This is a genomic window from Pseudomonas sp. AM8 (assembly GCF_036346475.1).
Lineage (GTDB): Bacteria > Pseudomonadota > Gammaproteobacteria > Pseudomonadales > Pseudomonadaceae > Aquipseudomonas > Aquipseudomonas marginalis.
On the sequence record NZ_JAOTNX010000009.1, the window covers coordinates 198,684 to 212,777 of the forward strand.

The 14,094-nt window shown below is 62.0% G+C and carries 13 protein-coding genes; 10 read left to right on the top strand and 3 right to left on the bottom strand.

All coding sequences use genetic code 11. From position 1 onward, the window contains the following. The first annotated feature begins 2 nt into the window (after positions 1–2). From miaB to lnt, 5 genes are all read left to right on the top strand, one after another. Positions 3–1,331, top strand: coding sequence for a tRNA (N6-isopentenyl adenosine(37)-C2)-methylthiotransferase MiaB (gene miaB / locus V3W40_RS21625; RefSeq protein ID WP_065924978.1), 1,329 nt, complete (start codon positions 3–5; stop codon positions 1,329–1,331). 214 nt (positions 1,332–1,545) lie between these two features. Beyond that, entirely contained in the window at positions 1,546–2,550 is a 1,005-nt protein-coding gene (locus tag V3W40_RS21630) for a PhoH family protein (RefSeq protein WP_065924977.1), read from the top strand. Continuing rightward, positions 2,543–3,001, top strand: a complete 459-nt coding sequence (gene ybeY, locus V3W40_RS21635; RefSeq protein ID WP_027605250.1) for an rRNA maturation RNase YbeY — start codon at positions 2,543–2,545, stop codon at positions 2,999–3,001. The genes V3W40_RS21630 and ybeY overlap by 8 nt, the downstream gene beginning before the upstream one ends. Positions 3,002–3,043: 42 nt before the next feature. Beyond that, positions 3,044–3,883 (top strand): HlyC/CorC family transporter, encoded by an 840-nt coding sequence (locus V3W40_RS21640; RefSeq protein ID WP_005791724.1) that lies wholly within the window; start codon positions 3,044–3,046, stop codon positions 3,881–3,883. An 8-nt stretch (positions 3,884–3,891) separates the two neighbouring features. Beyond that, positions 3,892–5,415: an apolipoprotein N-acyltransferase gene (lnt, locus tag V3W40_RS21645; protein WP_065924976.1), complete on the top strand. Its 1,524-nt coding sequence runs from the start codon at positions 3,892–3,894 to the stop codon at positions 5,413–5,415. Between the two features lie 68 nt (positions 5,416–5,483). Here lnt and V3W40_RS21650 read toward each other — a convergent pair whose 3' ends face one another. Together V3W40_RS21650 and V3W40_RS21655 are read right to left on the bottom strand one after the other, a co-directional pair. After that, complete coding sequence (locus tag V3W40_RS21650) at positions 5,484–6,245, bottom strand: YdcF family protein (RefSeq protein ID WP_027605248.1); 762 nt, start codon at positions 6,243–6,245, stop codon at positions 5,484–5,486. Between the two features lie 97 nt (positions 6,246–6,342). Further along, positions 6,343–6,660 carry a hypothetical protein gene (locus V3W40_RS21655; protein WP_065924874.1) on the bottom strand — a complete coding sequence of 106 codons (318 nt, stop codon included), beginning with the start codon at positions 6,658–6,660 and terminating at the stop codon, positions 6,343–6,345. 261 nt (positions 6,661–6,921) lie between these two features. On the opposite strand from V3W40_RS21655, the gene leuS reads away from it, so the two are divergent. From leuS to V3W40_RS21680, 5 genes are all read left to right on the top strand, one after another. Continuing rightward, positions 6,922–9,528, top strand: coding sequence for a leucine--tRNA ligase (gene leuS, locus V3W40_RS21660; RefSeq protein ID WP_065946570.1), 2,607 nt, complete (start codon positions 6,922–6,924; stop codon positions 9,526–9,528). An 88-nt stretch (positions 9,529–9,616) separates the two neighbouring features. Beyond that, positions 9,617–10,222, top strand: coding sequence for an LPS-assembly lipoprotein LptE (locus V3W40_RS21665; protein WP_027605245.1), 606 nt, complete (start codon positions 9,617–9,619; stop codon positions 10,220–10,222). Between the two features lie 39 nt (positions 10,223–10,261). Further along, entirely contained in the window at positions 10,262–11,299 is a 1,038-nt protein-coding gene (gene holA, locus V3W40_RS21670) for a DNA polymerase III subunit delta (RefSeq protein ID WP_027605244.1), read from the top strand. A gap of 210 nt (positions 11,300–11,509) precedes the next feature. After that, positions 11,510–11,674, top strand: a complete 165-nt coding sequence (arfA, locus tag V3W40_RS21675; protein WP_003176285.1) for an alternative ribosome rescue factor ArfA — start codon at positions 11,510–11,512, stop codon at positions 11,672–11,674. Between the two features lie 61 nt (positions 11,675–11,735). Further along, positions 11,736–13,061, top strand: a complete 1,326-nt coding sequence (locus tag V3W40_RS21680) for a lytic murein transglycosylase (RefSeq protein WP_027605243.1) — start codon at positions 11,736–11,738, stop codon at positions 13,059–13,061. 68 nt (positions 13,062–13,129) lie between these two features. Here the strand turns inward: V3W40_RS21680 and V3W40_RS21685 are convergent, their stop codons facing one another. Then, entirely contained in the window at positions 13,130–14,050 is a 921-nt protein-coding gene (locus tag V3W40_RS21685; protein WP_065924877.1) for a S66 peptidase family protein, read from the bottom strand. Positions 14,051–14,094: the final 44 nt, after the last annotated feature.

Genomic DNA, 14,094 nt, shown 5'->3' on the forward strand with positions numbered 1-14,094 from the left:
CCATGGCCAAGAAGCTTTATATCGAAACCCACGGTTGCCAGATGAACGAGTACGACAGCTCGCGCATGGTCGACCTGCTGGGTGAACACCAGGCCCTGGAAGTCACCGCCCGCGCCGAAGATGCCGACGTGATCCTGCTCAATACCTGCTCGATCCGCGAGCGGGCCCAGGACCGTGTGTACTCGCAGCTGGGCCGCTGGCGCGAATTGAAACTGGCCAACCCGGACATGGTGATCGCCGTCGGCGGTTGCGTGGCCAGCCAGGAAGGCGCCGCGATCCGCGACCGTGCGCCGTATGTCGACGTGGTCTTCGGCCCACAGACCCTGCACCGCCTGCCGGAAATGATCGACGCCGCACGCGTCACCAAGCTGCCCCAGGTCGACGTCTCGTTCCCGGAAATCGAAAAATTCGACCACTTGCCCGAGCCGCGTATCGACGGGCCGAGCGCCTACGTGTCGGTGATGGAAGGCTGCAGCAAGTACTGCACCTTCTGTGTGGTGCCCTACACCCGTGGTGAAGAGGTCAGCCGGCCGTTTGACGACGTGCTCGCAGAAATCATCCATCTGGCCGAAAACGGCGTGCGCGAAGTGACCCTGCTGGGCCAAAACGTCAACGGCTATCGCGGCCTGACCCACGACGGGCGCCTGGCTGACCTGGCGGAGTTGATCCGCGTGGTCGCTGCGGTGGATGGCATCGAACGCATTCGCTACACCACCTCGCACCCGCTGGAGTTCTCCGATAGCCTGATCCAGGCCCATGCCGACGTGCCGGAACTGGTCAAGCACCTGCATTTGCCGGTGCAATCGGGCTCGGACCGCATCCTCTCGGCGATGAAACGCAACCACACCGCCCTGGAATACAAATCCAAACTGCGTAAATTGCGCGCGGCGGTGCCAGGCATCTGCATCAGCTCGGACTTTATCGTCGGCTTCCCCGGCGAAACCGAGAAAGACTTCCAGCAGACCATGAAGCTGATCGAAGACGTCGGTTTCGACTTCTCCTACTCGTTCGTCTACAGCCAGCGCCCCGGCACCCCGGCGGCGGACCTGTTGGATGAAACGCCGGAAGCGCTGAAAAAAGAGCGCTTGAACGCGCTGCAACATCGCCTTAACCAGCAGGGTTTCGAGATCAGCCGACAAATGGTCGGCTCCATCCAGCGCATCCTGGTCACCGACTACTCGAAAAAAGACCCTGGCGAATTGCAGGGCCGCACCGAGAACAACCGGATCGTCAACTTCCGTTGCGATAATCCGACATTGATCGGTCAGTTTGCCGACGTGCACATCGATGCGGCGCAACCGCACTCGCTGCGCGGGTCGCTGGTGCAATAAACCAAGTTTCTGTAGGAGCGAGCTTGCTCGCGAAAAACCTGAGGGCACCGCGTATATTCAGGCTGCACGCGTTACCGTTGACGTTTTTCGCGAGCAAGCTCGCTCCTACAGAATCGCCGTCAGCCAATATGCTCCGTTTAAGTGCTTTCGCACCCGGCGTGCTGGCGTTATCCTCTCTTTCACTTAAACAGCCAAAGGGCGGCTAAAAGCAACCTTGAACGCACCCATAGCAGAACCCCATCGTTTTCTCCTCGAGCCCTTTGAGGCTCGCCGTTTCGCCAACCTGTGCGGACAGTTCGACGAGCACCTGCGCCTGATCGAACAACGCCTGAGCATCGAGATCCGCAATCGCGGCAATCAGTTCGAGCTCATTGGTGAACCCCAACACACCACGTCTGCAGAAAACCTGCTGCGCCGCCTCTACCGTGAAACCAAGGGTAGCGAGCTGTCGCCGGAAACGGTGCACCTGTACCTGCAGGAATCTGCCGTCGAAGACCTGGCCAACAACCCGGTGGCCGAAGCCAGCGTGGCCCTGCGCACCAAAAAAGGCATGATTCGCCCCCGCGGCTTGAATCAGCAGCGCTACGTCAAGGAAATCCTCGGCAACGACATCAACTTCGGCATCGGCCCGGCCGGTACCGGCAAGACCTACCTGGCCGTGGCCTGTGCGGTCGACGCCCTGGAGCGTGAGCAAGTACGCCGTATCCTGCTGGTGCGCCCAGCGGTCGAGGCCGGTGAAAAACTCGGCTTCCTGCCGGGCGACCTGGCCCAGAAGATCGACCCGTACCTGCGCCCGCTCTACGACGCACTGTACGAGATGCTCGGCTTTGAATACGTGGCCAAGCTGATCGAGCGCCAGGTGATCGAGATCGCCCCGCTGGCCTACATGCGCGGCCGCACCTTGAACAACAGCTTCATCATCCTCGACGAAAGCCAGAACACCACCGTCGAGCAGATGAAGATGTTCCTCACCCGGATCGGTTTCGGCTCCACCGCCGTGATCACCGGTGACGTCACCCAGGTCGACCTGCCCAAGGGCACCAAGTCCGGCCTGGCCCAGGTGATCGAGGTGCTCAAGGACGTGCCGGGTATCAGCTTCACGCACTTCATGCCCAAGGACGTGGTCCGCCACCCGCTGGTGCAGCGCATTGTCGAAGCCTACGAGCGCTTCGACCACCGCGATGACACACCGGCCAAGGACGTTCGCCGCGATGCTTGAGCTTGACCTGCAGCTGGCCACCGAAGCGCCCGCCCCCAGCGAAGAACAGTTCCGTCAATGGTGCGCCCTGGCCCTGCGCCAGCGCAGCGCCGACTCGGAACTGACCATCCGCCTGGTGGACGAGCCCGAGGGCCGCGAGCTGAACCACACCTGGCGCCAGAAGGACTACGCGACCAACGTGCTGTCGTTTCCCGCCGATGTACCCGATGAGTTGCTGGATATCCCCCTGCTGGGCGACCTGGTGATCTGCGTCGAGGTGGTCGAGCGTGAAGCGAAGGAACAAGGCAAGGAACTTGAGGCTCACTGGGCCCATCTAGTCATCCACGGCTGCTTGCATCTCTTGGGTTACGACCATATAGACGATGAAGAAGCCGAGGAAATGGAAGCACTGGAACGAACGTTGCTTGCAGAATTGGGTCACCCTGATCCATATGCAGACGACGAAAACTGATCAACACTCAACTGTCACATCAAAGGATTTAGAGTAATCGCTATGAGCGAAGACCGATCGAGCAACGGGCAAAAGTCATGGCTGGGTAAACTGACCCAGGCTTTTGCCCACGAGCCGAAAAACCGCCAGGAGCTGCTGGAGCTGCTGCGCGAGGCCCACCAGAATAAGTTGCTGGACAGCGAAGCGCTGGCCATCGTCGAAGGCGCCATCCAGGTGGCTGACCTGCAGGTTCGGGACATCATGGTCCCGCGCTCGCAGATGATCAGCATCAAGGCGACCCAGACCCCACGGGAATTCCTCCCGGCCGTGATCGACTCGGCGCACTCGCGCTACCCGGTGATCGGCGAAAGCCATGACGACGTCATGGGTGTCCTGCTGGCCAAGGACCTGCTGCCGCTGATCCTCAAGGAGAACGGTGACAGCTTCAACATCAAGGACCTGCTGCGCCCGGCCACCTTCGTGCCCGAATCCAAGCGCCTGAATGTGCTGCTGCGCGAATTTCGCGCCAACCACAATCACATGGCCATTGTGATCGACGAATACGGCGGCGTGGCGGGCCTGGTGACCATCGAAGACGTGCTGGAACAGATCGTCGGCGACATCGAGGATGAGCACGACGTCGAAGAAGACAGCTACATCAAGCCGCTGCCCAGCGGTGACTTCCTGGTCAAGGCGCTGACGCCGATCGAGAACTTCAACGAGTTCTTCGACAGCGAATTCTCCGACGACGAGTTCGACACCGTCGGTGGCCTGGTGATGAGTGCGTTCGGGCACCTGCCCAAGCGTAACGAAACCACCGAGATCGGCGCCTATCGCTTCCGCATCCTGAATGCCGACAGCCGCCGCATCCACTTGATTCGCCTGACACCTATTGCCCGCTAAGGATTGATATGCAGCGCCTAACCCGCCCCGGCTGGCCCGGTAATCTGCTGGCCGTGGTGGCCGGCGCCATCACCACCCTGGCGCTGGCGCCATTCGACCTGTGGCCGTTTGCATTGGTTGCGGTCGGATTGTTCTATGTCGGGCTGCGGGAGCTGACGCCGCGCCAGGCCCTGGGCCGTGGCTGGTGCTTCGGGTTCGGCCTGTTTGGCGCCGGCACCAGCTGGATCTACTACAGCATCCACCACTTCGGCGGCGCTTCGGTGCTGCTGGCGGGGTTTCTGATGCTGTTGTTTACCGCCGCCATTGCCTGGTTCTTCGCCCTGCCCGCGTGGTTATGGGCGCGCTGGCTGCGTCGCAATGAAGCGCCGTTGGCGGATGCGCTCACGTTTGCCGCGTTATGGGTCGGCCAGGAGGCCTTTCGCGGCTGGTTCCTCACCGGATTCCCGTGGTTGTACTCCGGTTACAGCCAGCTCGACGGCCCCCTCACCGGCCTGGCGCCAGTGGGCGGGATGTGGCTGATTTCCTTTGCCCTGGCGCTGACGGCGGCCCTGCTGTGCAACCTGCCACGCCTGCTGGCCGGCAAACGCAATGGGTTTATCGGCGCTGGCCTGGTGTTACTGGTAGCGCCCTGGGCCATCGGCCTGGCACTCAAGCATCATGCCTGGACCACGCCCTCGGGCGCGCCACTGACCGTCGCCGCGATCCAGGGCAACGTCGAACAAAGCATGAAGTGGGACCCCGAGCAGTTGAATGCGCAGCTCGCGCTGTACCGCGACATGAGCTTCAGCTCCAAGCCGGTCGACCTGCTGGTGTGGCCGGAAACGGCCGTGCCGGTGCTCAAGGAGTCCGTCGAGGGCTACCTGGGAATGATGGGTAAGTTTGCGGCTGACCGGCACACCGCGCTGATCACCGGCGTGCCGATTCGCCAGGAAGTGCATCACCAGAAGCGCTACTTCAACGGTATCACGGTGGTGGGTGAAGGTGACGGTACCTATCTCAAGCAGAAGCTGGTGCCGTTTGGCGAGTACGTGCCGTTGCAGGATATGCTGCGCGGCCTGATTGCCTTCTTTGACCTGCCCATGTCGGACTTCGCCCGTGGCCCTGCCGACCAGCCGATGCTGCAAGCCAAGGGCTATCAGATCGCGCCGTTCATTTGCTACGAAGTGGTGTACCCGGAGTTCGCAGCCGGCCTTTCCGCCCAGAGCGACCTGCTGCTGACCATCAGCAATGACACCTGGTTCGGCCGCTCCATCGGCCCGTTGCAGCACCTGCAAATGGCGCAGATGCGTGCGTTGGAGGCTGGCCGCTGGATGATCCGCGCCACCAATAATGGCGTGACCGGGTTGATCAACCCATTTGGGCAGATCACCGTGCAGATCCCGCAGTTCGAACGCGGTATCCTCTACGGCGAAGTGGTGCCGATGCACAACCTGACGCCGTACCTGCAATGGCGCTCGTGGCCGCTGATCATCGTGTGCCTGGTGCTGTTTGGTTGGGCGCTGCTGGCAGGCCGGATGGCCAAAACCGTTTAAGAGCCAACGCGAACAAAGTGTGGGACAAGCCCCCTCCCACACTTTGATCTGCATTTTAATCAGCAGGGTTATCGATAGAACAACCGGTAGCCTAGCTGCCCCACCGCTTCATTGATCAACTGCCCGCTCTGCCACACCGACTTGAACTCTGGCATCCAGCCGCCCAGCGGCCGGGCGTTGTCCACGCCGAGGAACCCCACCGGCGCCGGTACCACGGTGAAGCCGGCCTTTTCAAAACTCCACACCGAACGCGGCATGTGCCAGGCCTGGGTCACGACCACCACACGCTTGATGCCCTCGGGCAATAGAATCCCGGCACTCATCTGCGCGTTTTCCCAGGTGGTGCGGCTGCGTTCTTCCTTCCAGCGCACAGCAACGCCGAAGTCATCCTGCATCGATACCGCCATCAACTGCGCCTCGCTGGGCGGCGTGCCGTAATGCAGGCCACCGGTGGTCAGCACCGGCAGCCCTGAGGCCTTGGCCAGTCGCGCGGCATACCGCTGGCGCTCCAGGCCGATGCCGGTCGGCTGATCAGAACCCCAAGCCGGGTCGCCGCGCTCGCGTCCCGAGCCCAGCACCACAATGGCATCGGCGCGCTGGGCCAGGGTCGACCAGTCTTCACGGGCCAACGGTGGCTCGGTCTCCAGGGCACGTGCGCCCCACTCCACCGCCACCGGCAGGCTGATCAACCACATGCCGCCAAATCCGAGGGCAAAGCAGCAGCCGGCCAAACGGGGGCGGCTGCGACGAAACCACCAGGCAAGGGCCAGCAGCAGCAAGAGAATGCCGGGTGGCAGGAGCAGCTGTTTGATGAAATAACGAATAGGCATCGGGCATCTCCATAGATGCCCGAAGCCTAAGGTGTAACGGGGTTTAGCGACAATCTTTACAGTGACATGGCACGATGACGTGATTCAGGGGAGTGAACTACTTGAAGCGGGCGGACCGGAGCCTTTCCGGGCCACGACCGGCCGACAAGTCCTTGAGCCACACCACCTTGGCTGAGTGCGTAGGCTCTTTGGCTGGCGGGGTTGCCACCCAAGAAGGCGCACTGCGCTTATTACGTTCCAGGTAAGCTTTGATCAGTTCCAGCTCCGCACGGCTCAAACCGCGCAGTTCCAACTCTACGGGCCGTTCATCACGCAATCGGCCCGCGGTCCTCGCTGCATCCAATGCGCGACCCAATCGGTCGATCAGTCCTTCGTAGATTTCCGGTTTCGTTGCGATTCGCTGCGATTCGACCATCCCCTCACCTCATTGAAGAAAGACTTGCTCCCCAATAAACAGCGTAGTCCCCATGGCTGCGCCTGCCCGGCGCCGCGACAGACGGCCCTCGCCGCGCAATCAGGGTTTCCCTCGATAGAGTGGGGTCATGTATGCTACGGCGCTTCCTGTAACTCCACTTCCCGCAGGGTTTGGGCACGGACGCGCCGCTTTTTGGTGTCGAACAACCTGAACGTTGCACCGAAGAGGATTAGGCCACCCCTATTCAGTTCAAAAGTAGCCATGCACGAACAATATCAGCCCCGTGAAATAGAAAATGCCGCCCAAACCTTCTGGGACGAGCAAAAGTCCTTTGAAGTCAGTGAACAGCCAGGCAAGGAGACATTCTATTGCCTGTCGATGTTCCCTTACCCCAGCGGCAAGCTACACATGGGGCATGTGCGCAACTACACCATCGGCGACGTCATCTCCCGCTACCAGCGCATGCAAGGCAAGAACGTCCTGCAACCCATGGGTTGGGACGCCTTCGGCATGCCGGCGGAAAACGCCGCGATGAAAAACAACGTGGCCCCCGCCAAGTGGACCTACGAAAACATCGCCTACATGAAGACCCAGCTGCGCAGCCTGGGCCTGGCAGTGGACTGGTCCCGCGAAGTCACCACCTGCAAGCCGGATTACTACCGTTGGGAACAATGGCTGTTCACCCGCCTGTTCGAAAAAGGGGTGATCTACAAAAAAAGCGGCACCGTGAACTGGGACCCTGTCGACCAGACCGTCCTCGCCAACGAACAGGTGATCGACGGTCGCGGCTGGCGCTCCGGCGCGCTGATCGAAAAGCGCGAAATCCCGATGTACTACTTCAAGATCACCGCCTACGCGGATGAACTGTTGTCGAGCCTCGACGATTTGCCGGGCTGGCCTGAACAGGTCAAGACCATGCAGCGCAACTGGATCGGCAAGTCCAAGGGCATGGAAGTGCAGTTCCCCTACAACGTCGACTCCATCGGCGAAGCTGGCGCACTCAAAGTCTTCACCACCCGTCCGGACACCTTGATGGGCGCGACCTACGTCGCCGTGGCCGCCGAGCACCCGCTGGCCACCCAGGCCGCACAGAACAATCCTGAGCTGCAGGCATTCATCGCCGAATGCAAAGGCGGCAGCGTGGCCGAAGCCGACGTCGCCACCCAGGAGAAAAAAGGCCTGCCGACCGGCCTGTTCGTCGAGCACCCGCTGACCGGCGAGAAGTTGCCGGTATGGGTCGCCAACTACGTGCTGATGCACTACGGCGATGGCGCAGTAATGGCTGTGCCGGCCCACGACGAGCGCGATTTCGAATTCGCCACCCAATACAACCTGCCGATCAAGTCAGTGGTGCGCACCAGTTCCGGCGACACCAACCCGGCCCCGTGGCAAGACGCCTATGGCGAGCACGGTACGCTGATCAACTCCGGTGAGTTCGACGGCCTGGACTTCGCCGGCGCCTTCGACGCCATCGAAGTCGCACTGATCAAGAAGAACCTCGGCGCCTCGCGCACCCAGTTCCGCCTGCGCGACTGGGGCATCAGCCGCCAGCGCTACTGGGGCTGCCCGATCCCGATCATCCACTGCCAGACCTGCGGTGACGTACCGGTTCCGGAAGACCAGTTGCCGGTCGTCCTGCCGGAAGACGTGGTGCCGGACGGTGCCGGTTCGCCATTGGCGCGCATGCCCGAGTTCTACGAATGCAGCTGCCCGAAATGCGGCCAGCCGGCCAAGCGTGAAACCGACACCATGGACACCTTCGTCGAGTCCTCGTGGTACTACGCCCGCTACGCCTCGCCGCACTACGAGGGCGGCCTGGTGGAGAAATCCGCAGCCGACCACTGGTTGCCGGTGGATCAGTACATCGGCGGTATCGAACACGCCATCCTTCACCTGCTGTACGCGCGCTTCTTCCACAAGCTGATGCGCGACGAAGGCCTGGTGAGTTCCAACGAACCGTTCAAGAACCTGCTGACCCAGGGCATGGTGATCGCCGAGACCTACTATCGTCGCGAAGCCAATGGCGCCTACACCTGGTTCAACCCGGCGGACGTCGAGCTCGAGCGCGACAGCAAAGCCAAGGTCATCAGCGCCAGACTGATCGCCGACGGCCTGCCGGTGGAAATCGGCGGCACCGAGAAGATGGCCAAGTCGAAGAACAACGGCGTCGACCCTCAGTCGATGATCGACCAGTTCGGCGCCGACACCTGCCGCCTGTTCATGATGTTCGCCTCGCCGCCTGACATGAGCGCCGAATGGTCCGACTCCGGCGTCGAAGGGTCGCACCGTTTCCTCAAGCGCGTCTGGCGCCTGGCGCACGCCCATGTCAGCCAGGGCCTGCCGGCCAAGCTGGACGTGGCGTCGTTGAGCGACGAGCAGAAACTCATTCGTCGCAGCACCCACCTGGCCATCAAGCAGGCCAGCCAGGACGTGGGCCAGAACCACAAGTTCAACACCGCCATCGCCCAGGTGATGACGCTGATGAACGTGCTGGAAAAAGCCCCGCAAGCCACCGCACAGGATCGCGCACTGGTACAGGAAGGCCTGGAGACGGTCACCCTGCTGCTGGCGCCGATTACACCGCACATCAGCCACGAACTGTGGAGCCGCCTGGGCCATAGCGACGCGGTCATCGATGCGCGCTGGCCGGTACAGGATGACAGCGCCCTGGTACAGGACACGCTGCAACTGGTGATCCAGGTCAACGGTAAACTGCGCGGCCAGATCGACATGCCCGCCAGTGCCAGCCGTGAAGAAGTCGAAGCGGCCGCACGGGTCAACGAGAACGTGCTGCGCTTTACCGAAGGCCTGACGATCCGCAAAGTGATCGTGGTGCCTGGCAAACTGGTCAATATCGTCGCTAGCTAATCGGATCGGGCGTGGGGCTCGAGCCCTGCGCCGAACAAAGCCTTCAGGGCCTCGATAAGGCCCACATGGTTTCAAGGGGAGCAACAAAATGATCAAACGCAATCTGCTGGTTATGGGCCTTGCCGTACTGCTGAGCGCTTGCGGCTTCCAGCTGCGCGGCACCGGCACCAATGACCTGACGATCAAGGAACTGGACGTCAGCGCTCGCGACGCCTACAGCGAGACAGTGACCCAGCTGCGCCAGGTCCTGGAAAACAGCGGCGTGCACGTCTACACCGGCGCGACCTACAAACTGTTCCTGGCTAACGAGAAAGAAACCCAGCGCAACCTGAGCTACGCCAGCGCCGGACGTGCGTCCGATATCGAACTGAGCACCGTGCTCAGCTTTGAAATCCAGGGCCGCGATCACCTGCCGTTGATGAATGACAACATCCAGGTGCAGAAGATTGTCAGCCACGATGGTAACAACCTGGTGGGTTCGGACTCCGAAATCATCCAGGTGCGCAAGGAGATGCGTCGCGAGCTGGTGCAACGCATGGTCCTGCGCCTGTCGCTGCTCACCCCACAACAGCTCGAAACCTTGCAGCAACGTGCTGACGACAAGGCCAAGGCCGATGCCGACGCGCTGAAAGCCGCGAAAGAGTACGAAGACAACACGCCGAAACAATCGCCTGTTGAAGTCCCTGTCGAGTAAGCCAGACGGGGCGCCCCTGGCGCCCCGTTCGCCCTGCCTATGAAACTCGCACCCGCCCAACTCGCCAAACACCTGCAAGGTGGCCTCGCGCCTGTCTACATCGTCAGCGGTGATGACCCGCTGTTGTGCCAGGAAGCCGCCGACGCCATCCGCAGCGCCGCACGCCAGCAGGGCTTCGATGAACGCCAGGTATTCAGCGCCGACGCCAGTTTCGACTGGGGCACGCTGCTGCAAGCCGGTGCAAGCATGTCGCTGTTCGCCGAAAAACGCCTGCTGGAGCTGCGCCTGCCGTCGGGCAAGCCCGGTGATAAGGGCGCGGCTGCACTGATGGAATACTGCTCGCGGCCCGCCGAAGACACGGTGTTGCTGATCAGCTTGCCCAAGCTCGACGGCAGCGCGCAGAAGACCAAGTGGGGCAAGGCCCTGGTGGAAGGGGCGCAGACCCAGTTCATCCAGATCTGGCCAGTGGACAGCAATCAGTTGCCGCAATGGATTCGCCAGCGCCTGTCCCAGGCAGGGCTATCCGCGACACAGGATGCAGTGGAGCTGATCGCCGCGCGGGTCGAAGGCAACTTGCTTGCCGCCGCCCAGGAGATCGAAAAGCTCAAGCTGATGGCCGAAGACGGGCAGATTACCGTCGAGACCGTCCAGGGCGCAGTGGCAGACAGTGCACGTTTTGACGTGTTCGGGCTGGTGGATGCGATCCTCAATGGCGAGCCCGCCCATGCCCTGCGCATGCTCGAAGGCCTGCGTGGCGAAGGGGTGGAGCCGCCGGTGATTCTCTGGGCCCTGGCCCGGGAACTACGGGTATTGGCCAATATTGCCCTGCAATACAGCCAGGGCACGCCGCTGGACAAGTGCTTCAGCCAGGCGCGGCCACCGGTGTGGGACAAGCGCAAACCCCTGATGAGCAAAGCCCTGCAACGGCACTCGGCGCAACGCTGGGCGCAGCTGTTGCTGGAAGCGCAGCGCATTGATGCACAGATCAAGGGCCAGGCGGCGGGTTCGCCGTGGATGAGCCTGAGCCGTTTATCGCTGTTGATGGCCGGACAACGCCTGGCACTTCCCGCCGAATAACCCCTCTCTTAAAAACACTGCAAAACCAATGTGGGAGGGGGCTTGCCCCCGATAGCGGCGTGTCAGCCACTGCATTGTTGACTGAGCCACAGCTATCGGGAGCAAGCCCCCTCCCACATTTTTGACTGCGTTTACAATTCATGAGCTTTACAGCGGCCTGACTTCGGCAGATTATTTGCACCGCATCTCCCCCCATCAAGAGCATCGACCATGAGCAAAAAGCCATCCAAGCATGGCCCCAACAAGGCCAAATCCATCATCGCCCAGCCACTGTTCCGCAGCCGTCAGGAACGCGCCGGCAAGGGCAAAGGCAGCTACCGCCGCGAAGCCTTCCAGTCTAATAGCTGGGAGGCTTCTTACTTTCTGGCTGCCTGAAGGCAAGCGCCCCTCTGGCATGATAAGGTCTGTACCTGATTTGTAATTCCTGGACCTGTGCATGCCCTCTTGTCTTTCCCGTCGTTGGCACCTTCGCCAATTGATCGCTGCCTCCAGCCTCATTCTGCTTGTCGCCTGCGCGGAAAAACCCACCGCCGCCGATGCCCAACCCTTGCCGAAGCTCCAGACCGCACCCGTAGTGGCCCCTGCCGTCGTGGCCCCGCTGGCCGTGGACAATCTCGACATCCAACCAACCCAGACCTTTGCTGAATGGCAGGCCGGCTTTCGCGCGCAAGCCCTCCAAGCCGGCATCACGGCCGACGTTTTCGACACCGCATTCGCCAATGTCACCCCCGATATGGCGGTGATCCGCGCCGACCGCAGCCAGCCGGAGTTTTCCCGCCCTGTATGGGAATACCTCGACGGCGCCCTGTCACCCGTACGCGTACGCAATGGCCAGGCGTTGCTGATCAAGTACGCCGACATCCTGCAAAGCATCGAGCAGCGTTATGGCGTCGACCGTCAGGCACTGGTCTCGGTGTGGGGCATGGAGAGCAACTTCGGCCAGTTCCAAGGCAACAACTCGGTGATCCGCTCCCTGGCGACCCTGGCCTATGAAGGCCGTCGCCCGGCCTTTGCCCAGGCGCAATTGCTGGCGGCATTGCAGATCATCCAGCACGGCGACATCGCCGCCGACCAGATGAAGGGCTCCTGGGCCGGGGCCATGGGCCAGACCCAGTTCATTCCAACCACTTACAACACCCACGCGGTGGACTTCGATGGCGACGGTCGCCGCGACATCTGGAACAGCCCGGCCGACGCCCTCGCATCAACCGCGCACTACCTGCAAAGCTCCGGCTGGCAGAAAGGCCAGCCGTGGGGCTTTGAAGTCAAGCAATTGCCGGCGAACTTCGACTACGCCCTGGCTGACGGCGGCGTGCGCAAGAGCATTGCCGAGTGGATGAAACTGGGCATTCAACTGCCACCGGGCGCGAGCATGCCGCCGAATGTCGACCAACTGTCCGCCGCCCTGCTGCTGCCGGCAGGCTACCGTGGCCCGGCGTTCCTGGTGCTGGATAACTTCCGCGCGATCCTCAAGTACAACAACTCGTCGTCCTACGCACTGGCGGTGGGCCTGTTGTCGGAGCGCTTTGGCGGCGGCGGTGTGATCCGTGGTGACTGGCCCAAGGATGAGCTGCCGCTGAGTCGCTCCCAGCGCATTGATCTGCAGACGGCGTTGAGCGCCAACGGTTATGACGCGGGCAACCCGGATGGGATTATCGGCGCCAACACGCGCAAGGCGATTCGGGCGGCACAGCAGGCGCTGGGCTGGCCGGCGGACGGGTATCCGACGGTGAAGTTGCTGGAGTCGCTGCAAAACCGATAGATCCGCGTATGGCGACTACCGCAATCGGGGGCAAGCCCCCGATTGCGGTTTAGCAAACGCCAGCAGATTCAAGACCTGAAGACCACTTCCTGCTCCAACACCACCCGCTGCTCCCCCGCATCCAGCCGTACCAAGGCGCCCATGGGCAGCGTCAGGTTCGGATCGCAATGCCCGCTGCGCCAGCCGGCCAGCACCGGTATGCGCAATGGCTCGAACGTCTGCGTCAGCAAGCGCTCCAGCGCCACGTTATCCACACCCGCCACATCCCCGACCAGTACACCGGCGACCTGGGCCAACTTGCCCGCCAGACGCAGATGGGTCAACAGGCGGTCGATGCGGTAGATCGGTTCGTTGACGTCTTCGATAAACAGGATGATGCCTTCAGCGTCGATTTCGTAAGGCGTGCCCATGACCGCCGCAATCATCGACAGGTTACCCCCCAGCAAGCGCCCACAGGCAATGCCAGGCTCGATCGTGGTCAGCGGGTACGCTACCGGGTGCGCAAGCACACTGCCAGCGCCCAACTGGCCGCGCAGAAGGCTGAACAATGACGACTCGGTAGGTTGTTGCTTGTCGCCGAGCAGGTCGGCATTGAGCATCGGGCCGTGGAAGGTCACGAAACCGGCGTAACGGTTGATCGCCAGGTGCAGGGCGCTGATGTCGCTATAGCCGACGAACGGCTTGGGATTGGCACGCAGCAGGTCAAAGTCCAGCGCGTCGAGCAGCCGCGGTGTGCCGTAACCACCGCGCAGACAGAAGATAGCGTCGATGTGCGGATCGGCGAAGGCGGCATGCAGGTCACGCAGGCGCACGGCATCGCTGCCGGCGAGGTAGCCGTCGCGTTCATAGACACCGGGGGAAATCCGCAGATCGTAGCCGCGCGTACGCATCCATTGGCCAGCCTTTTCAACGTCCAGCACGGCGGGGCCGGCGGGGGCGATCAGGGCGATGGTGCCTTCAGAACGAAGGGCTGGAACGGCGGCGGTCATCTGAGAATCTCCCTATCTAACGCTGAAACCAATGTGGGAGGGGG